The sequence below is a fragment of the Agarivorans sp. QJM3NY_25 genome, from assembly GCF_050870875.2.
Lineage (GTDB): Bacteria > Pseudomonadota > Gammaproteobacteria > Enterobacterales > Celerinatantimonadaceae > Agarivorans.
Window position 1 is genome coordinate 2,210,081 of the sequence record NZ_CP194041.2, and the last position, 18,267, is coordinate 2,228,347.

At 44.4% G+C, this 18,267-nt stretch carries 16 protein-coding genes and 2 pseudogenes; 10 read left to right on the plus strand and 8 right to left on the minus strand.

Annotated features, from left to right (window positions below; genetic code table 11):
- Positions 1-6: 6 nt before the first annotated feature.
- On the minus strand, positions 7-585 hold the full coding sequence (gene rsxA, locus ACRRSW_RS10190) for an electron transport complex subunit RsxA (protein ID WP_432453336.1): 579 nt from the start codon (positions 583-585) through the stop codon (positions 7-9).
- Between the two features lie 305 nt (positions 586-890).
- Here rsxA and nifL point away from each other — a divergent pair, with 305 nt between their 5' ends.
- The 6 genes from nifL to ACRRSW_RS10220 all read left to right on the plus strand — a co-directional run bounded on the left by nifL (position 891) and on the right by ACRRSW_RS10220 (position 6,975).
- A complete protein-coding gene (gene nifL, locus ACRRSW_RS10195; RefSeq protein WP_432453335.1) occupies positions 891-2,438 on the plus strand; it encodes a nitrogen fixation negative regulator NifL in 1,548 nt (515 codons plus the stop codon).
- 2 nt (positions 2,439-2,440) lie between these two features.
- Positions 2,441-3,994, plus strand: coding sequence for a nif-specific transcriptional activator NifA (nifA, locus tag ACRRSW_RS10200; protein WP_432453334.1), 1,554 nt, complete (start codon positions 2,441-2,443; stop codon positions 3,992-3,994).
- Between the two features lie 147 nt (positions 3,995-4,141).
- Entirely contained in the window at positions 4,142-5,458 is a 1,317-nt protein-coding gene (gene nifB / locus ACRRSW_RS10205) for a nitrogenase cofactor biosynthesis protein NifB (protein WP_432459278.1), read from the plus strand.
- On the plus strand, positions 5,458-5,724 hold the full coding sequence (locus ACRRSW_RS10210; RefSeq protein WP_432459279.1) for a ferredoxin: 267 nt from the start codon (positions 5,458-5,460) through the stop codon (positions 5,722-5,724). The genes nifB and ACRRSW_RS10210 overlap by 1 nt, the downstream gene beginning before the upstream one ends.
- A 10-nt stretch (positions 5,725-5,734) precedes the next feature.
- Positions 5,735-6,358 (plus strand): nitrogen fixation protein NifQ, encoded by a 624-nt coding sequence (locus ACRRSW_RS10215; protein WP_432459280.1) that lies wholly within the window; start codon positions 5,735-5,737, stop codon positions 6,356-6,358.
- Positions 6,359-6,576: 218 nt separating this feature from the next.
- Complete coding sequence (locus tag ACRRSW_RS10220; RefSeq protein WP_432459281.1) at positions 6,577-6,975, plus strand: hypothetical protein; 399 nt, start codon at positions 6,577-6,579, stop codon at positions 6,973-6,975.
- A 47-nt stretch (positions 6,976-7,022) separates the two neighbouring features.
- Here the strand turns inward: ACRRSW_RS10220 and ACRRSW_RS10225 are convergent, their stop codons facing one another.
- On the minus strand, positions 7,023-7,742 hold the full coding sequence (locus ACRRSW_RS10225) for a DUF554 domain-containing protein (protein WP_432453329.1): 720 nt from the start codon (positions 7,740-7,742) through the stop codon (positions 7,023-7,025).
- Between the two features lie 709 nt (positions 7,743-8,451).
- Positions 8,452-9,416 (minus strand): annotated as a pseudogene (locus tag ACRRSW_RS10230) (integron integrase).
- 215 nt (positions 9,417-9,631) lie between these two features.
- Here ACRRSW_RS10230 and ACRRSW_RS10235 point away from each other — a divergent pair.
- Complete coding sequence (locus ACRRSW_RS10235) at positions 9,632-10,291, plus strand: hypothetical protein (protein ID WP_432459282.1); 660 nt, start codon at positions 9,632-9,634, stop codon at positions 10,289-10,291.
- Between the two features lie 126 nt (positions 10,292-10,417).
- On the plus strand, positions 10,418-10,882 hold the full coding sequence (locus ACRRSW_RS10240) for a hypothetical protein (protein WP_432459283.1): 465 nt from the start codon (positions 10,418-10,420) through the stop codon (positions 10,880-10,882).
- Between the two features lie 485 nt (positions 10,883-11,367).
- Here ACRRSW_RS10240 and ACRRSW_RS10245 read toward each other — a convergent pair whose 3' ends face one another.
- The gene (locus tag ACRRSW_RS10245; protein WP_432459284.1) at positions 11,368-12,411 is read right to left on the minus strand and encodes an IS110 family transposase; all 1,044 of its coding nucleotides are present in this window, start codon (positions 12,409-12,411) and stop codon (positions 11,368-11,370) included.
- 1,229 nt (positions 12,412-13,640) lie between these two features.
- On the opposite strand from ACRRSW_RS10245, the gene ACRRSW_RS10250 reads away from it, so the two are divergent.
- Entirely contained in the window at positions 13,641-14,633 is a 993-nt protein-coding gene (locus ACRRSW_RS10250; protein ID WP_432459285.1) for a transposase, read from the plus strand.
- Positions 14,634-14,663: 30 nt separating this feature from the next.
- On the opposite strand, the gene ACRRSW_RS10255 is transcribed toward ACRRSW_RS10250, so the two are convergent.
- The 3 genes from ACRRSW_RS10255 to ACRRSW_RS10265 form a co-directional block, all read right to left on the minus strand.
- Positions 14,664-15,143, minus strand: a complete 480-nt coding sequence (locus ACRRSW_RS10255) for a DUF695 domain-containing protein (RefSeq protein WP_432459286.1) — start codon at positions 15,141-15,143, stop codon at positions 14,664-14,666.
- 41 nt (positions 15,144-15,184) lie between these two features.
- Positions 15,185-15,589, minus strand: coding sequence for a hypothetical protein (locus ACRRSW_RS10260; protein WP_432459287.1), 405 nt, complete (start codon positions 15,587-15,589; stop codon positions 15,185-15,187).
- 702 nt (positions 15,590-16,291) lie between these two features.
- Positions 16,292-16,477 (minus strand): hypothetical protein, encoded by a 186-nt coding sequence (locus ACRRSW_RS10265; protein WP_439037773.1) that lies wholly within the window; start codon positions 16,475-16,477, stop codon positions 16,292-16,294.
- 66 nt (positions 16,478-16,543) lie between these two features.
- Between ACRRSW_RS10265 and ACRRSW_RS10270 the strand changes: the two are divergent.
- Positions 16,544-17,084, plus strand: a pseudogene (locus ACRRSW_RS10270) (transposase); the annotation flags it as partial.
- A 142-nt stretch (positions 17,085-17,226) separates the two neighbouring features.
- On the opposite strand, the gene ACRRSW_RS10275 reads toward ACRRSW_RS10270, so the two are convergent.
- A complete protein-coding gene (locus ACRRSW_RS10275) occupies positions 17,227-18,177 on the minus strand; it encodes a LysR substrate-binding domain-containing protein (protein ID WP_432459289.1) in 951 nt (316 codons plus the stop codon).
- Positions 18,178-18,267: the final 90 nt, after the last annotated feature.

Consider the following 18,267-nt stretch of genomic DNA (forward strand, 5'->3'; position numbering starts at 1 on the left):
CTCCTGTTATTTGACCATGCCGCTAAAACCAAGAAAGGCCATCGATAATAGTCCTGCGGTTATAAACGCGATCGGTAGGCCTGCAAATGCTGCGGGTACTTTGGCCAGCTTGATCCGCTGGCGTAATCCGGCAAACAGCACGATCACCAGACTAAATCCCAATGCCGAGCCAAAGGCATAACATAGGGTTGCTAAAAAATTCATGTTGTTTTGTACAACTAACAAAGCCACTCCCAATACCGCGCAGTTGGTGGTAATTAAAGGCAGAAAAATACCAAGCGCTTGGTATAAGTCGGGACTATTTTTTTGGATGAGTAGCTCGGTCAGTTGCACCACTGCTGCAATCACAATAATCAAGACCAGAATACGCATCACTTGCAAGCCTAGTGGTGCCAATAATAAGACTTCGATTAACCAGGCGGCGACGGCGGCTAAACACAGTACAAAGGTGGTTGCTAGCCCCATGCCTAAGGCGCTGTCGATGCGATTGGATACGCCCATGAATGGACATAAGCCAAGAAATTTACCCAGCACCACATTATTCACGACCGCGGTGCTAATAAAGATTAAGAGATATTCAGCCATTTGTTTGTTCCAAGGATCACCATGCTTAGTTAATTGCAGGTGTTGTACCAATATGGGGAGTTGAACCAAATTAGGGAGAAAAGCCTTGTGACAGAGCGGATTAGTTCGCTAGGTGGACTGATTATGGCGCTTGAATTTTGGTGTTAAAGCTAACAATTTTTACTGATAAATATCTTATTTTTGTTGTAAATCAAACAATGAATGGTTAATGGAGGCTGAATTTAGGGGCTTTGGCACATGGGAATACCCTTTGCATTGAACAAGGTTAGTCACAACAAGCAGCAATGCAAAAGGTAACAATGACGATGAGCGAACTTCAATCTAAGTTAGAGCAGGCCTTGGCCGTTGTGGGGGATGGCACAATGAGCGATGTGTCTGAGCAGTATTTGCAAGTGGTAGAGCAAGCCCCCATGGCCATATCGATTAGCGACCTAAGTGCTAACATTCTCTACGTAAACCGATATTTTACTGAAATTACCGGATATTCAGTGGAAGAGTTGGAGGGGAAAAAACATTCGGTTTTGAGTTATAAAACCACTCCCATCGAAGTCTACCAACAATTATGGGGGTGTATTTCAGCTGGAAAAAATTGGCAAGGGACCTTGATTAATCGTAAGAAGAATGGTCAGCGTTACTTAGCCGAAGTTTCAATCAAAGGGCTGTATAACCGAGCTGGGGAAATTACTCATTACGTTGGAATGCATCGTGATATTAGCCAACGGCATGATAATCAAACCAAGGTTGCCAATCAAAAAGCGATGGTGGAAGCGGTGTTAAACACGGCACCAGTTGCGATTGCCTTAATTGATGAACATCAATCCGTATTACTCGACAATCTTTCTTATAAAACTCTGGCCTCTGATTTTGGCCGAGAGCCGGTTGATATTGTGTTGCAACAATTAAAACAATCGGCGGGGGATGATGATGAAGGATTATTACACCTCGCCGAAGGGCAGCAATTTAATGTTGAGGTCGGTAGTGGAGGGCACAAACGTTGGTTTTCTTGTTGCTTATCCAGTGTGGAACTTAATGATGGCAATGTTGATGATTATTTTACGCCAACGGTGAGTCGCTTCTTAGTGCTCACACTGAGCGAATTTACTCGGGAGCGACGTCGCCAGGAACGTCAGCGGCTGATTGAATTACAACGCTCAACTGAAGAATCGGAAGCTTTGCACGTGATGCAAGAGGTATTACATGCTGCGATTCACCAGATCCAGGGGCCGATTAATATGATTGATTCGGCCTTAAATATGTTCTGTGGCGGTGCGACCCAATGCGCTCGGATTGATGCCATGCAAGCCGGTTTAAAGGCTGGGCATGCAGCGGTTGATCAATTACAGAATGCTTTACCTGAGCGCCCTCATGAGCCGATGCAGTCGGTCAATATCAACCAGTTAGTTCATGAAGTCACCGAAATGAGTAATCAGCGGCTGCTGGCTCGTAGTATCAGCATGCAACTTAGTTTAAACGGTACGCTACCCGCGTTTACCGGTCAGCCTTCGCGGATCCGAGTGGCCTTAAAGCAATTATTAGATAATGCCATCGATGCCATCGATTACGCCAAAATGCCACGTAGAGAAATTATCTGTTGCACCCAGCGAGTAGATGACGATATTGAAATCACCTTCGAAGATAGTGGCCCAGGGCTTAAAAAGGAATTACAGCTGAAGATATTTGAACCATTTTATAGCACCAAGCCCTTGTCTAGTAACAGTTGCCGTGGCGTGGGTTTAAGCATCGTTCAACAGGTGGTGAGTGAACACAATGGTACGGTGCAATATCAATCAACGTCGTTGGGTGGATGTAAAGCCAAGTTAGTGCTTCCTCTACGAGTTACAAAAAGGGCTTAATCATGGAATATTCAACCGCGAGAGAATCAAAAATAGCCGAACAACACTTGTTGGCGCTCTACGAGGTGAGTAGCGTACTTACCGACAGTTTAGACTACAAACAAAGTGTCACTAAGGTGCTACAGGTGCTGCACGAAAAGGCCATGCTTCAGCATGCGATGTTGGCGCTTATTGCCGAAAATGACCAAATGTTGACCATCGATACGGTACACACACCGAGTCATATTAGTGACAGCATTACTAAAAATGTGCGCTATCGTCCCGGTGAAGGCATTGTCGGAACGGTGTTAACCCAAAAACAGCCGATCGTGCTGAGTCGTGTTTCCAATGATCTACGTTTTGCCGACAAGTTAGACTTATACGCCCTAGATCTGCCTTTTATAGCGGTGCCAATAAAGAAATCAAGTGAAGTGCTCGGGGTACTTGCTGCTCAGCCGCAACTGGATGATCCTCAAAAATTGGCATCCTTTACCCGTTTTTTAGAAATGACCGCTAACCTTATTGCTAAAAGTGTATTGTTGGCAAAAGACGTGGCAGTGCAAACGACTCAGTTAGAAGCAGAGCGCGATCGACTGCGACGGAAAGTGAGAAGTAATTACAGCTTAGACAACATCGTTGGTCATAGTCAGGTGATGCGTAAGGTCTTTGAACAAATTCGTTTAGTGTCAAAATGGGATAGCACAGTATTAATTCGTGGAGAGTCGGGTACCGGTAAAGAGTTGATTGCCAACGCGATCCATTATAATTCCCCGCGAGCTACTGGGCCTTTCATTAAGCTCAATTGCGCAGCCTTACCAGATAACTTATTAGAATCGGAGTTATTTGGTCATGAAAAAGGAGCTTTCACTGGGGCAGTGAAGCAGCGTAAAGGTCGTTTTGAAATGGCCGACGGTGGTACTTTGTTCTTGGATGAAATCGGTGAAATATCAGCGGCCTTTCAGGCGAAGCTATTAAGAGTCTTACAAGAAGGTGAATTTGAGCGTATTGGTAGTACTCAAACTCTGCATGTTGATGTACGGATCTTAGCTGCAACCAATCGCAATCTAGAAGAAGAAGTAAAACAAGAACGCTTTAGGGAAGATTTGTATTATCGACTGAATGTGATGCCGATGTTCCCACCACCACTACGAGATCGGATTGAAGATTTACCTGAACTCGCTGATTTTTTAATCGAAAAATTGAGTAAGCAGCAGCGTCGAAAGTTGTCATTAACCGATAGTGCCATCCGAATGATGATGGCTTACGATTGGCCGGGTAATGTGCGCCAACTAGAAAATTTATTGGAGCGCGCCTCGGTGATGAGTGAAAGCGGTATGATTGATCAGGATCTCATCGTGATTGATGGTCTTGAAGGCCAAAGTTTTACTCGCCGACCGAGTATCGGTGCAGACAAAGCGCTGTTAGACGATTCAGAGATGGACGAACGGGAACGAGTGATAGCGGCCTTGGAGCAAGCGGGTTGGGTACAAGCGAAGGCGGCTCGCTTACTAAACATGACTCCTCGGCAAATTGCTTACCGGATCCAAGTGATGAATATTAATATGCGTCAGCTTTGACAAAAATGTACTGTCGCATTTGTGACAAATGCGACAGTTGTTAGTTTTTTACCTGAATGATTTTGCTTAACCTGTTGTTTTTAATGATTATATTTTCTGGAATGCGCTTTGCAGACTCTAAGTTAAGTCAATTTAGGGAAGCTCTTTATGAAAATCCAGCAACTTAATCATGGCGCGACGGCCAGTTCTTCCCAATCAAAAGCCGATATTCAAACGGCTTTGGTTGCCACCCATCCGTGTTTTTCAAAAGAGGGACATCAATACGCGAGGATGCACCTTCCGGTTGCGCCCGCTTGTAATATTCAATGCAACTATTGCAACAGAAAATTTGATTGTAGCAATGAAACGCGTCCCGGAGTGGTGTCTAAACTACTCTCGCCAGCGATGGCGGCGAAGCGCTTTGCGAAGGTAAAGCAACACGTCCCAGAAACCAGAGTTGTAGGTATTGCAGGGCCGGGAGATCCATTGGCAAATCCCAAGGCGACCATTGCGAGTTTAAAAGCAATTGCCGCGGTCGATCCCGATGTGCACTTATGTATTTCGACCAATGGTCTCGCCTTGATTGACCATTTGGACAAGTTACTTGCTGTCGGGGTGAAACACCTCACTATCACCATTAACTGTATCGATGCCGCAATTGGAGAAAAGATTTACCCTTGGGTCTATTTCAAGCAGCAGCGTTTGCGTGGGCGGGCAGGCGCGCAGGCCTTAATCGACCAGCAGCTACTGGGTTTAGAAGCCGCCATAAATGCCGGTATGTTAGTGAAGGTGAATACGGTATTGATCCCCGGCATCAATGACCAGCACATCGAGGCATTGGCCATGGAGCTGGGGCGTTATGGCGCGTTTATTCACAATATTATGCCGCTGATTTCGGATCCTGCTCATGGCACTTATTTTGGATTAAAGGGCCAAGCCGAACCCAACAAAGAACAGTTAAATCAGGCGCGTACTTTGGCCGGGCAAAGTATGCAGCAAATGACTCATTGTCAGCAGTGTCGTGCTGATGCAGTGGGTAAGCTGGGGCAAGATCTCGATCTCGAAGCTCTTGGCTCGAAAGTGGCGCAACCTGTGCAACAAATTCGGGTGGCGGTGGCGAGTCAAAGTCAGCAACTGGTCGATCAACACTTTGGCCATGCCAATCAGTTTCAACATTATGTAATTACGCCAGACGGTATCACTCAGCAAGCGGCGTTTAGTTGGCAACAATATTGCGAAGGCAGTAGCAGCTGCGATGAAGCGCTAGAAGACAACCGCCGAGAGCTGAGTCTATTAAGTGAGTTTGATGTGTTGCTCTGTAGCCGGATCGGTTTAAGCCCTCGTCAGGAACTAGAAGAATTAGGCATCACGGTAAATACGCAATTTGCCCTTCGTGATATCCAGCCAAGTTTGCAGCAGTTGCAGGCGGACTTGCTTGCAAGTTTGGCTGGGTCTTCGGCTTGCAATTCGAAGGAGTGTGGCTAATGGCTTTAACCATCACTCAAGCCTGTATTGGCTGTTTCGCCTGTAAAGAGGTTTGCCCCAACAACGCCGTGAAGGCTAGTGAACAGGGTTTTAGTATTGTGGCGCATCGCTGTAACGAATGCGCGAACAATGTTCATGGACCGCAGTGCGCACAAATTTGTCCGGTGGAAACGGCGATCACCGATAGCGAAGGGGTGGCGCTGAACCCTCCCGGTTCGCTGTGTGGTTTGCCACCGCAGAGTCGTATTATTACCATTGCGAAGTAGGAGTGTTGATATGAGTAGTGCAAACACCCATCTACAAACCCCGTTTATTGGGGCAAGTTGGTTAGAAGCATTATCTAACATCTGTAAGCCTTTGTCGGTGGCAAACCGACATTGGTTTCGCCAAATCATCTTAGCGCAACTCAAGGGCGATACTGCTTTACCGCATGGTCTGGGTTTAGACAATGCGAGTTATTTGGAGCTTAAGCGCGCAATTTGTAGCGGTACGGTTGATAAGCAAGAACGTGCTTGGCTTAAACCAGTGCATAGCCTCTTACGTAAACGCGCCGATACCTTAGATGAACTCATTGATTTGCGTGCTAAGGAGCGTAATGAGCTGATAGCGTTATTGTTTCAGTACGCTAACCAAGATGAGCCCTTTGCTTTAGAAATGGCAATCGTGCTGGCCAGTGCCAGTTTGTCTGCATCCCATCTTTGGCGGAGTTTGGGTCTTAAGCAGCGTAGCGATCTAAGTGCTTTGATTAAGCATAATTTTCCTCAGTTACATGCCTTAAACCACGAAAATATGCGCTGGAAACGCTTCTTTTATCGCAGCTTATGTGAACAGGGAGGGGATTATATTTGCCGTGCTCCCAGTTGTGGCGAGTGTAGTAGCTACGACGAGTGTTTTGTGTAGGGCTAACGGCTTTTTGAAACGGTGTTAGTCGTATTACGGTGAAGCGAGCGCTGAGGCGGATTGTTTGAGTATTACGGGTATAAACCGGCAGTTAAACGGCAAAATCGTTGTTGTGTGCTTGGTTCAGGGGAAAAACAGTTGGCAGCTGCCTCTAAGTTAGTTATTTTAGTCTCCGATTTTAGCCCCAGTTAGGGGTGATAACGTTTAAGGGGACTAAGTTGCTTAAGTGGAAAGTTATTTTTTGGTTGTTAGCTGGATTAACAACCTCTGATTTTTTTAGCGTCCCAACTTCTGATTCGGTTGATTTACTTGGTGTATTGGGGCTAGTGGCGAGTGCGGTAATGTTAGTACCGTTTTTTGGCTATGCCTACAACGCGATCATTGGCGCTAAGAAAATTTGGCAAGTCGCATTTTGTATTGCGATGCCGATTTTAGCCTGTCAGTTTGTGGTTGAAATTTCGTTTATGTCGGATTTGTTTGTTGCGAATCCCTCTGGCCCTGCAGTTTTTGGCGCGGTGTTTGGTGGCTTGGCTTATTTATTATTATTGCTTCCTGCTTATCGTTACGCTTTCAAATCGAATGAGTTTTGGCTTCAGGCTGAAAACATAGAGTCTTAAAGGCTATCCGTTAGGGTAGTCGTCGACTACCCGTCGCTTTATTGCTGTTACGTTGGGAAAAATTCACGCCATAAATAGGTAAATGGTAATACTAAGATCAACGCCGGTAAAAAGTTTACCACTGCAAAGTGCATGATTTTTGCAATACGTAATCCAACTGCGAGCATGATAATACCGCCCACAGCCGAGAAATCTGCATAAGCAATAGCGTCCATGTAAGGCATAATCGATTGAGCTAGCAAGAATAGTGAGGCTTGAACAACAAACTGTACGACCGCGAGTAATACCACTCCAGGCCCCAACGTGACCGCAAAGATCATCGCGGTGACGAAATCCATCAATGATTTCACTAATAACAGTTGGTAGTTGCCATTAAGACCTTCGGTCATGGCCCCGATGACCCCCAATCCACTGGCCCCAAACAATACAATCAGTGCGGTAAACTGGTGGGAAAACTCTTGTTTGCTTAAGCCTCTAGGCAGTGGCAAAAAACCTTCGCATTTACGCTGGATAAAACTAGCCGCTTTGCTTACGCCTGATTCAAGGTAAATTAATTCGCCTAAAGCGGTGCCTAAGATTAAGGCCATCACGACCACGGTGAGATTATTGACTTTAACAATCATCGAAATACCAATTGCGATAGCCGACAGAGCAAATGTGGCAGGTAAACCTTTTTGGAGCCGTTTGGGAATATAACGAGCCAAAGACGCGCCACCTAAGCCGCCTAAAATAATCGCGCAACTGTTCATAATTGGACCAATCATCATTGGTTAATTTCTCCTTGAATAAAGCAATATCAGTTTGCGTAAAGATAGGTTTCGACCGCAGGTTCAATTCATAAGCCGCATAGCGAGAGCGCTAATTAGCTTTGCTAAGTAGCGAAAAGGGCCCGCGTTGAAAGTAAACTGATAGTTCAGTAAGACCATGTATCGGAGGAGCGAACAGATTTGTAGGACAAGCTCCGATAGAAAGTGGTGATTCTATCATAGGCTATGTCATGTATTTTGATTTAGCTTGGGTAAATTGATTATTCCCTTTGTTTTTACAGAGAATTATTTAATCTTAGTTTAATTTTACTCATCAGGGGGGCGTAGAATATTCAAACAGACAGTATTTATCATGGTGTCTTCCCAGATGACGATCCCAATGTAGGTAGAACGTTTCTGTGAGTTGGGGCGCTGTTGCTCAAATAAGATTGACCCTTCTAGTTTCTGCTAGACCCGATCGTGAAGTCTAAATAGTCTGTATAACAGGCAAAGTAAAAGGCAATATCGCCTCCTCAAGGCCCAGTCTGGATGATGGTGCTTAGGAGGATAGCCATCATGTGATTCTCTTAGTACAGCTACCACCCAAAATTTGGGGACAATTTGTGTGATAAATTGTCAATAGGGGCACAAATGTAAGTTTTTTCCGCCTTAGGTAGGCGCTCGTTTTTGGGGCCAAGTAAAAAGTTATTTATCGCTTATGCCACGCGTCTTAGGTTAAACGATCTAAGGGGCTGGTGACGCCATCAGCGCCCATATTCAAAACATGAGTATAAATTTGCGTCGTACGAATATCACTATGCCCTAGTTGGGCCTGAATAGTGCGAATATCGGCACCTGCTTGTAATAGGTGGGTAGCAAAAGAGTGGCGAAGGGTATGGCAAGTAATTGCTTTGCTTATTTTTGCTTGGTGTTTTGCCTGTTTTATAGCTCGGCTAATGTTAGAGGGATCGAGGTAGTGGCGGCGCAAGTACCTAGCACCGTGCTCGTAACTTAAGCGACTAGAAGGGAAAAGGTAATGCCAGCTTAATTCAAAAGCAGCCTTGGGTACTTTTTGGATAATGAGTAGGGCAAATATACTCCCGCATATTCCAGATTGGTTTTATCACTAAGGTAATACTGTTCACTGATTGATATTTGTTGCTTTAAGGCGGGGAGTAAATTTCCGGCTAGGGTTACTCTTCTATGCTTACCGCCTTTCCCATCCCAAATAGTGAGGCCAAGGTAATCAAAATCAATATCTTTTACTCGTAGCCTTAGAGCTTCCATTTTGCGTAAGCCACTACCGTACATTAGTTGAGCTAATAAAAGATTGGGAGGTGATAATGCCGCTAAAAGACGTTCAATTTCTGCCTGTGTTAAAACGACTGGTAACTTAGTTTGCTGGTGGCTTGGCTGAAAATTTAACGCGAGTGATAAGGGGTGGTTGATGATGTCTCGGTAAAGAAAAACCAATGCATTTAATGCAATCGCTTGGGTCTTTGGCGCTAAATGCTGTGCACTCGCCATGTGAGATAGGAAGGCCTCGACCTGTTGGTTATGCAATTCGCTAGGATGCCGCTTATGATTGAAAATGATGAAACGTTTGATCCACAGCAAATAGGTTTTGATAGTTGCCTCACGATAGTGGCGCGTACGCATATGTTCGCTGATATAAGTCAAAAATGGAGATGACATAAATAGCATCCGATACTGTTTTTATATATACAGTTCAATGGGTTCCCATATTTCACACATGGTCAAAATGGTGATTCACTGATATGCTGTTGATAAATTTAAATATTAAAGGGTATGGGAATTTCTGTGGTGCGTGATAGGTGGTAACTTCGCATGCGTGAAAGATGGGAATTTGCATATTAATATACTGTTAGGCGAAGGAAGTAATTCGAGATATGGATTTATTACAAGCAGACTCTAGAGGCTTATCTGATCCAATGGCTGAGATGTTGGAGAATAATGGGCCTGAGGCAACGTTTGACTGGCTAATCGATATACTGAGTCAACAGAGACCTGCACTAAGATCACCGAATTCAAAATTATTAGCTTATACCGGTCTTTCCGAGGCTCTTATTTGGATTGAAAATAATATTGAATCTCCTGTAACAACACATTGGGGAGAAGGTGCTGCGTTATTGGGTACGCCTTGGGGAAAGATAAAAGAGTGGCTGAATTCTGACAAAAGCAAAAAAATAATGGCTCTTGATACCCTCTATGCATATAGGCTACCAGCTCCAAATATGGCTCCTTTTGCACAAATTGCAGCCCCAGTGCTCGAAGATGCTCCATCAATCGAAGAGTTTGAGGCAACTTTAAATACTGTATTAGAGAATGGTGCTAATCCAAGAATGCGTCAAATGGTTGAGGCAATAATGGATCGCTCCTTAGAAATACTCACCCCTAGAGAAAGAGGTGTTTCAGTGGAAGATTTGCCGAAATTATTTCTCGATCCAGATTTATTTCAGAACTCAAATGAAGTCTTAACTCGTCACGAGAAAGTGCTATCTGGTATACGAGAGTCAATTAAAAACATTATAAATGGTGTCAAAAAGTAAGCAGGCGCCTAACAAGGCAATGCAATCTGACTCCGCAAACTGTCACTTGTTTTGCGATAAACCCCGCAAAACAAGCGCCAGCTTGCTACGCAGTTGATTGCGGCGTTAGAAGTCACCGGGAGAAATATGGCTCGACGAAAGGAATTAGGAAGTATAGCTAGCGGAATCAGTGGATCATTTAATAGTAGAAATAATGATGTTGATGGCTATTGGGGTATCGGAAAGCTTTATAAATTTCTGGAAAAAGAGGATGAAAAGGTCATTGAATTGGATCTTCTAGAGCAGTGTATTAGACCTCCTACTAGCGAATTTCACTCAATGCTAGCCTTATACTTGGCTAAGCTTGAGAGTTTGTTGGGTAAACGTTGTATTCCCCGTAACTGGGTAATGTCAGCAAAAATAATTGTTAGTTTTGAAGTTGATTTTGAGCATAAGCATCACTATTGGCGTTGTGCATTGGGGAAACCTTGTGAGGTTAAATGTGAAATTATTGATGATAATGGACGCCATCATATCACTTATGCGTATAATAATTGTCGGCCTCATGATTCGAGTAGAGAATCAAAAAGTTGCAGAACAGGAAACTTCTAACACATATGAGCCTCCGGGTAGTCAATAGGCGAGCCTAACTTATTTGACTGCTCTTGCAGTCAAATTAAAATCAATCAACAAATGCATCTACTTCGTTTGTCAGTTAGCTGTCAAATCATCGTTTACAGCAAACACATATAGAGGCTCTCTTAGTGCGATCTTATCGCTGCCTGAGACTATCCGGTCCTTCGGAATGTCAGAGGCACTAGACATTTATCGGTTAACCCTAAAATGGCACTATTCAAGTCACAGGGGCTTTATGCACAGTTAGTGTCAGGCTCATTTAAGGTGTAAACGATTTTGTTGATTGTATTCATTAATGCGCGCCAATAAGGTGTCTAATCAAGTCGGCGTAGCTTAAATAGCCTTTGGCATAGTGATGATGGTGATGAGTTATTGCTCCATTAGCCACATCATTCACGGTCATGCTCGCTTCTCTTTTTAAGAGCATCTAGTTAGACGTTCAGCTCACCTTATTGCGCGACTTACCCTTTCAAGAATCGCTGTTCATCAAACACCGTTTTGTTCTTCAACATGAAATAGACACAACGGCCAAGTTTATGTGCCAGTGCCGATAATGCTTTAGCTTTGCTCATCCTTTTTTGTAATTGATTAAGGTAGTTTCGGGCTTTGTCATTGCCACGCAGGTAAAGCACAGCCGCTTCTGAGAATGCCCATTTCAAATGAGCATTACCGATTTTGTTGCCGTTAGTGCCGTAGGTTTTACCAGCAGACTGAGCTTTGCACTTCACTAACCGAGAGTAAGAGGCAAACTTTTGTACTGATTCAAATCGGGCGATATCACCAATTTCATACAAGATGGTCAGGGATAAAATTTTGCCAATCCCAGGTACGGTCTTTAGCAATTCTAAATAAACGGGGTTATGGTTTTTGGCCTGTTTTTCAATGAACCATTCCACTTGGGCAAGTTCTTTGGCGTAGAAATCCAGTATTGCCATATCCATGTCGATATTACGCTGCACGATAGGGTCTTGGTATTGCTCGCGTAGTTGTTGTCTTGCAGACATGTTTTTAAGGTTTAAGTCAGTGGCAGGCAGATTGTATTGACTGTTGGTGTTAACCACATGGCCTTTGAGCATGGCACCGTGACGGACAATCTTCATTCTTCGGCGTAACAAGTCTCGCGTAGCACGCATTTCGCGAGGGTAATTGTAAGCAATAGGGAAATGACCACCACGAAGTAGTGTGGCAATTTTAAAGGAGTCTACTTTATCATTTTTGGTTTTACCGCCATGGATAGCTTTCATGTAAAGGGCATGACCTAGAATGAAATCGATGCCCAGTTCAGCACACCAATCAGAGACCCAATACCAGCAATGCATGCACTCAACCCCGACAATGACATTGCCGATATAGGGTTCGAGTATGAGTAACAAGTCATTTTTATCAGCCCCAATCTTTTTGTGGACGACAACTTCCCCTTTAGAATCAATGATGCAGACATAAAGTAAGGGTGCATGTAAATCAATGCCACAGTAGTATGGATGTGAGTTATTATAAAATCTCATTGAGCTTTCTGCTGTTGGTTTGGTCACCTTAAGCATACCGCTGATACGGTTTGCTAGGGAGGAGGCTCAATGATTATCAAGCTGTTCAAGCCGACAAAAAACAGTTGGCCATCGCTTCGCGATTTTAGCCAACCATTTTTTGCAGCTTAACAAGGGCGTTATGAGTTTAAGAGGGAATTAAGTTTGATAAATAAGTACGCAGGAATTAGCTGTTATGGTTCATTTTTGGGGGCAGCTATTTTGACATACCTTCCTGTTGGGGGTTGGTTAGAAATAAGTTTGAAGACATTAGTGCTGCTATTCTTGCTACATATGATCGTCTATTCGTTTAGTGTAGCCTGGTCTGCGAAACGCACTTATCACAAAGTACTATTGGTCTGCTTTGCAGTTCTGTTTCCAGCGATGTCTGGATTCATACTCTATTTATTTAAAGGTTATAGAGAGAGTGAAGTCGTACCTGATACGCCCAACTCATAATCGGGTAGCCGGAGGTATCTAACCTCCAGCCCCCACAACACCCTGCATGCGGCTCCGCACAGGGCGTTTCCTGAAAACGGTTAAAATACAACGGCCGATTCGCTCCTTTGCATTCCAATGATGGCTTCTGTTTTTGCGCCATGACTCCTCAGTCCGGTCGGATACGGAGACAATGAGCTGCACAGGCTCCTCATTGATTTTCAGGTTCAGGCCTTCACCATGTCCCAACCATTACACAATAGAACGGCATTGGGACTTTTTATCTAAAAAAAAGCCGTCTGCTTAAATCGCCATGGCGTGAGTTAAACGATCAGCTTGCTAAGCAGAGCTCCCCACTCTTTGTTTATAAGAAGTAGAACATGCACTTTCTCTTTTCTCTGCACTGCTGCATCATTTACGGTGGCCGTTAGATCACATGGCTTCGTTGTCTTGTGCCAACTCGCCTCCAGCCTACGCCTCATATGATATTTTTCATTAGCTCGCCCTCTCTTTAGATAAAAAGGCGTCCGGCTTCCTTCAGACATTCCCTCGCGGTAATGCCCTTGCCATTCGCTAGTAGTTAGCGTTTAATAACCAAAGTGTTATTAAACGGTGACCTTCCTACAGAGGACTTTCACCTCATTAGTTCATGCCCATGCTGGGCGTACACAAGGGCTTTAAACGGAACAAAATTATATAAGACACCCATGATTGCGGCGAAATATTAGCCACGCTTCTACGCTTAAGTAAAGCCTTCGCGTCGAGTTGTTGTTATGCCTCAGCCTAGAAAATCGCAAGTAAGCTTGGATGATACGCCTTATTACCACTGTGTTTCCCGCTGTGTACGTCGGGCTTATTTGTGTGGTGAGGATAAGCAAACAGGCAAGAGTTATGACCATCGCCGCCAATGGGTAGAGGACTATTTGCTAAAGCTGGCGGAGGTGTTCGCCATTGATGTGTGCGCCTATGCGGTCATGAGCAATCACACGCATATCGTACTGCATGTGAATCAACAACAAGCTGAGGTTTGGTCAATACAAGAGGTGCTTGAGCGCTGGCATCGCTTGCACAAGGGCACCTTACTGACTCAAATGTATTTAAACCGGGAACGGCGTCGTCAACTAGATGCAAGCCAGCTTCAATGCATTTATGATACCGCCGAAGTTTACCGCCAACGTCTCTATGACTTAAGTTGGTTTATGCGCCAGCTCAATGAACATATTGCTAGAGAAGCCAATAGAGAAGACCAATGCACGGGCAGGTTTTGGGAGGGACGTTTTAAATCTCAAGCCTTGCTGGATGAAGCTGCGCTAATGGCCTGTATGGCTTATGTCGATTTAAACCCAGTCAGGGCGAAAATGGCAAAAACGCCCGAATCCTCTCAACACACCAGTGTTAGGTTAAGAGCTAAAGCAGTACAACAACACAAAGCCCAACCGAAAGCGCTGTTTCCCTTTGTGGGTAACCCAAGAAACAACATGCCGCAGGGCTTACCTTTTCAACTGCACCATTATTTGGAATTGGTCGATAGCACTGGCCGTATTGTTCGAGAAGACAAACGAGGCCACCTCAAGCTAGAGGCCAGCCCCATGATGCAACGCTTAGGCATAGCCGCAGAGCAATGGCTGAGTCTAAGTTGCGAGTTTGAACAGCACTTTTCAGGAGCAGTGGGTAAAGAGCGCCGATTACGGAAATACCATCAACACCTCGGCCATAAGCGCACAACGGGTTTAGCTCGAAGTCGCTGCTTGCTAAACAGCGCTTAATTTCCTTCATTGTTCCGCTGCAGTTGCTTGTTAAATACCATTTACGCCAGAAACAAAATTGTGATACAGCGACCAATCTGGCTGCTTTGAGTTTTCTATTTCAATTGGAAATACAGGTTTCCCTGCTAGCGCATCATTCAGACCTTGCATCCAGTCTTCGATATCTTTGACATACCAATGCCACTCCTTTCTGCCGTTTCCTGTTACAACTAGCATTAAGTGACTTATACCTGGTTTATCCAAGTACTCTAAAGCATCTTCGAAAACTATTTGAGCTTCATTTGCCTCTGCATCAGGCATCCCACCGTCATTTGCTGGTATATAAGGCCAGTAAATGGAAATAAGAAAAGGATAATCCGTTTCTTTTGAGCCTTCTGGCACAGATTGTAGGCTCCTAAAAATGAGTGGTTTTCCATCTTCTTCGCCTATAGCGGTAAAGTAAAGGTCTTCAGCGCTAACTACAGACACAATAAAGCTCCATAAAATTATCAGTTTGGCTAAGTTTTTCATTTGGCTTACGATGTCCGATTAATTGCCTTGTTAGCAGTTGATTATACGGGACTTAACTTAAACTCTCGTATACCACCTTTAATAATTGGGATTATTTTCTCTCGCTTTACCCAAGGCTTTAAGCGTGCTGGGAGCCGACTTAGCCAATGTCCATTAGGCCCATAACTTCCCCCCCTCAAATTTGAAAGTTGTAAAGAAGTTGGCATATTTTTTTTGCTGATAATATCCAAGAAATGCTCAGCCTCCTCAATAGAAGAAAATTCGAGTTCAACACCGAGGGCATTAATAACTAAAACAGGAAAACCCTTGCACGGAATACTTCTAGGAAGAGGAGGATCAAACTTAGTAGCATTTGACCACACTTCACTATCTAGGTGTTTATGCACCCAAAAGCTCAAAGGGCTTGGTGTATATTCCACTCTATATTCGATACGCCATTTTTTCATAGTTTAGACTGCTAACGCCCATATTAACGGGCTAAAAATTGTGGGCTAAAATGAGTGAGGTACGAGCGATAGCCCACTGTTTTTAGCCCTGTTAAATTGCTTGTGTACGCCCAGCATGGGCATGAACTAATGAGGTGAAAGTCCTCTGTAGGAAGGTCACCGTTTAATAACACTTTGATTATTAAACGCTAACTACTAGCGAATGGCAAGGGCATAACTGCGAGGGAATGTCTGAAGGAAGCCGGACGCAAACCTGCGAGCTGATGAACAAGAACATCATATGAGGCGTAGGCTGGAGGCGAGTTGGCACAAGACAACGAAGCCATGTGATCTAACGGCCACCGTAAATGATGCAGCAGTGCAGAGACAGTGCATGTTCTTATCTGGGGAGATCTGCTTAACTTGCGATCGTTTAACTCACTAGCTTGGCCGCTAGTTCAACAGGCCCGGCACTTAAGCCTCATCAACTTAAGTGTGGTTAAAGTGGACATCCATATTAAAAATCATAAATACAGTAACAACGTTAGTGAAGTGAACACCACTACAATCATTTAGTTCTGAGGCGATTGTCATGCCGATTAACGGCTAAATTCAGAGTAGGTGACTCGGTTTGATAATTTCTGGGCCAATGTGCGCCTCAGCAAGGTATCACCACCGATACAATACTGATGATTAAGACATAGTTCGAAAGCAAGCTCGCGCTTAAGCGCGATTTAGCAAACGTTTGCAGCAACTTAAACCGGCCGTTCGTTTATGTCCCATATGCTGATGGTATTGCCTGAGCAAGCGCTCTTGACCAACAGCCCCAGAAAAGTGCCGTTCAAACTCACCGCTTAAAGTCAGCCACTGCGCTTCATTTATCCCTAAGCAGTCAAACAAGACACCCATCCCAACTAACGAAACACCTATAATAGTTTGAACTATCAATAGTGATTTATTTGGGGAGTTATCATTATGCCTCGGTCAAGACGCTCGCAAGTGAGCTATCAGATACACCCTGCTATCACGGTGTTTTGCGTTGTGTTCGACGGGCGTTTCTGTGTGGCGAAGACCAACAAACCGGCAAAAGCTATGGGCACCGCCGCCAGTGGGTCGAGGATTATCTACTCAAATAAGCGTCGGTGTTCGCCATTGATGTTTGTGCTTATGCTGTCATGAGTAATCATACCCACCTCGTGCTACATGTTAATCCGCAGCAAGCAGAAGCTTGGTCAATGGATGAAGTGTTAGCGCGCTGGCATCGTTTGCATCAGGGCACCTTACTGACTCAGATGTATCTCAACTTTGAGTTACGACCGCAGTTAATGAGGTGCAACTACAGGCCATCAGCGCCATCGCCGAAGTGTATCGGACTCGCCTGTATGACTTAAGCTGGTTTATGCGCCATTTAAACGAACACATTGCGCGAGCCGCCAACCAAGAAGACCAATGCACCGGTCGTTTTTGGGAGGGACGCTCTAAATCCCAAGCGCTTTTGGATGAAGCCGCACTCATGCGTGTACCTAACAAGATAATTGGATGCCCGCTTTAATCACCGATTACCTTTTAGGCGAGTCAAAATGCTGGCGTAATCTGAAACCCCGACCTAGACCACTTGTTTGTCTGCAAATTTGTTGGCCACAGCTGGCTTGGTTGATTTACATTAAGGGGATCTTTTCAGCGGCACTTTGTTGTTTGAGCCAGTCAATAAAGGCGGCGATTCGTGGGCGATGCTCTTGCCCGTTAAGGCAAATTAAATCGTAGCCTCGACCAGCATGGACTCGTTGAAATGGTGCAATTAATTCACCCGTTTGCAGGCTCTTAGTGACCAATGATTCCCGAGCCATGGCAATTCCCATTTCATTCTTGGCGGCAGTCATTGCCATCTCCGAGTGATTAAAAATATAAGTTCGCTCTAATACCTTTAGGGTTTGCAGTGAGTTTTCAGGTTGCGCTTTGAGCCATAATCGCCATTCACGATTCGGTTCATCTGCTTCTAAAGATTCAGAACAATGTATGAACGTGGCTTTGGTCAACTGAGAGGCGATCGCTGAGCTTTGATGTCCGTGTTCGCCAAATAGTTTTCGGTAGTATGTAGGGCTGCATACCGGTGTGAGCATTTCTTCAAATAGTCGGCAGCTATAAAATTCAGGGTAGCTTTTTTCACCGTAATAGATCGCTAGATCGACGGGTTCATGTTGAAAATCTAAACGACTGGCTTTCACTCTAATTTTGACATTGAGATTGGGATACAGGTTTTGAAACTTCGCGAGACGCGGGAGTAACCAGCTTTGAGCAAAGGTAGGCGCAACGCCAATATATAGTTCACCTCTTAACTCATTAAATTTAATGTCTTCAATTTCTGAAAATATGACATCAAAGGATTGGCTGAGAGCGTGTAACAAACGACCGCCTTCTTCGGTGAGTTCTAGGCGGCGGGTCAGTCGTACAAATAGGCTAAATCCTAATTGTTGTTCTAGTGACTTGATCCGTTGACTCACGGCTCCTTGAGTAATAAATAGCTCTTCTGCAGCCTTGGTAAAGCTTAAAAATTTAGCGGCAATACTAAATGTATACATATTGGTGAGTAATAATTGTTTGCGATCCATCGATGCGATCTCCACTACACATTAGTGATTCTAATACATGATGGATTATATCTGGTTTGTTTCACTTGAAAACCAATGCTTTAATTAATT

Bases quoted from the DNA above. Each gene is read 5' to 3' on its own strand.
- rsxA (WP_432453336.1), bottom strand. From the start codon at position 585: ATGGCTGAATATCTCTTAATCTTTATTAGCACCGCGGTCGTGAATAAT.
- nifL (WP_432453335.1), top strand. From the start codon at position 891: ATGAGCGAACTTCAATCTAAGTTAGAGCAGGCCTTGGCCGTTGTGGGG.
- nifA (WP_432453334.1), top strand. From the start codon at position 2,441: ATGGAATATTCAACCGCGAGAGAATCAAAAATAGCCGAACAACACTTG.
- nifB (WP_432459278.1), top strand. From the start codon at position 4,142: ATGAAAATCCAGCAACTTAATCATGGCGCGACGGCCAGTTCTTCCCAA.
- ACRRSW_RS10210 (WP_432459279.1), top strand. From the start codon at position 5,458: ATGGCTTTAACCATCACTCAAGCCTGTATTGGCTGTTTCGCCTGTAAA.
- ACRRSW_RS10215 (WP_432459280.1), top strand. From the start codon at position 5,735: ATGAGTAGTGCAAACACCCATCTACAAACCCCGTTTATTGGGGCAAGT.
- ACRRSW_RS10225 (WP_432453329.1), bottom strand. From the start codon at position 7,742: ATGATGATTGGTCCAATTATGAACAGTTGCGCGATTATTTTAGGCGGC.
- ACRRSW_RS10235 (WP_432459282.1), top strand. From the start codon at position 9,632: ATGGATTTATTACAAGCAGACTCTAGAGGCTTATCTGATCCAATGGCT.
- ACRRSW_RS10240 (WP_432459283.1), top strand. From the start codon at position 10,418: ATGGCTCGACGAAAGGAATTAGGAAGTATAGCTAGCGGAATCAGTGGA.
- ACRRSW_RS10245 (WP_432459284.1), bottom strand. From the start codon at position 12,411: ATGAGATTTTATAATAACTCACATCCATACTACTGTGGCATTGATTTA.
- ACRRSW_RS10250 (WP_432459285.1), top strand. From the start codon at position 13,641: ATGCCTCAGCCTAGAAAATCGCAAGTAAGCTTGGATGATACGCCTTAT.
- ACRRSW_RS10255 (WP_432459286.1), bottom strand. From the start codon at position 15,143: ATGAAAAACTTAGCCAAACTGATAATTTTATGGAGCTTTATTGTGTCT.
- ACRRSW_RS10260 (WP_432459287.1), bottom strand. From the start codon at position 15,589: ATGAAAAAATGGCGTATCGAATATAGAGTGGAATATACACCAAGCCCT.
- ACRRSW_RS10265 (WP_439037773.1), bottom strand. From the start codon at position 16,477: ATGGGTGTCTTGTTTGACTGCTTAGGGATAAATGAAGCGCAGTGGCTG.
- ACRRSW_RS10275 (WP_432459289.1), bottom strand. From the start codon at position 18,177: ATGGATCGCAAACAATTATTACTCACCAATATGTATACATTTAGTATT.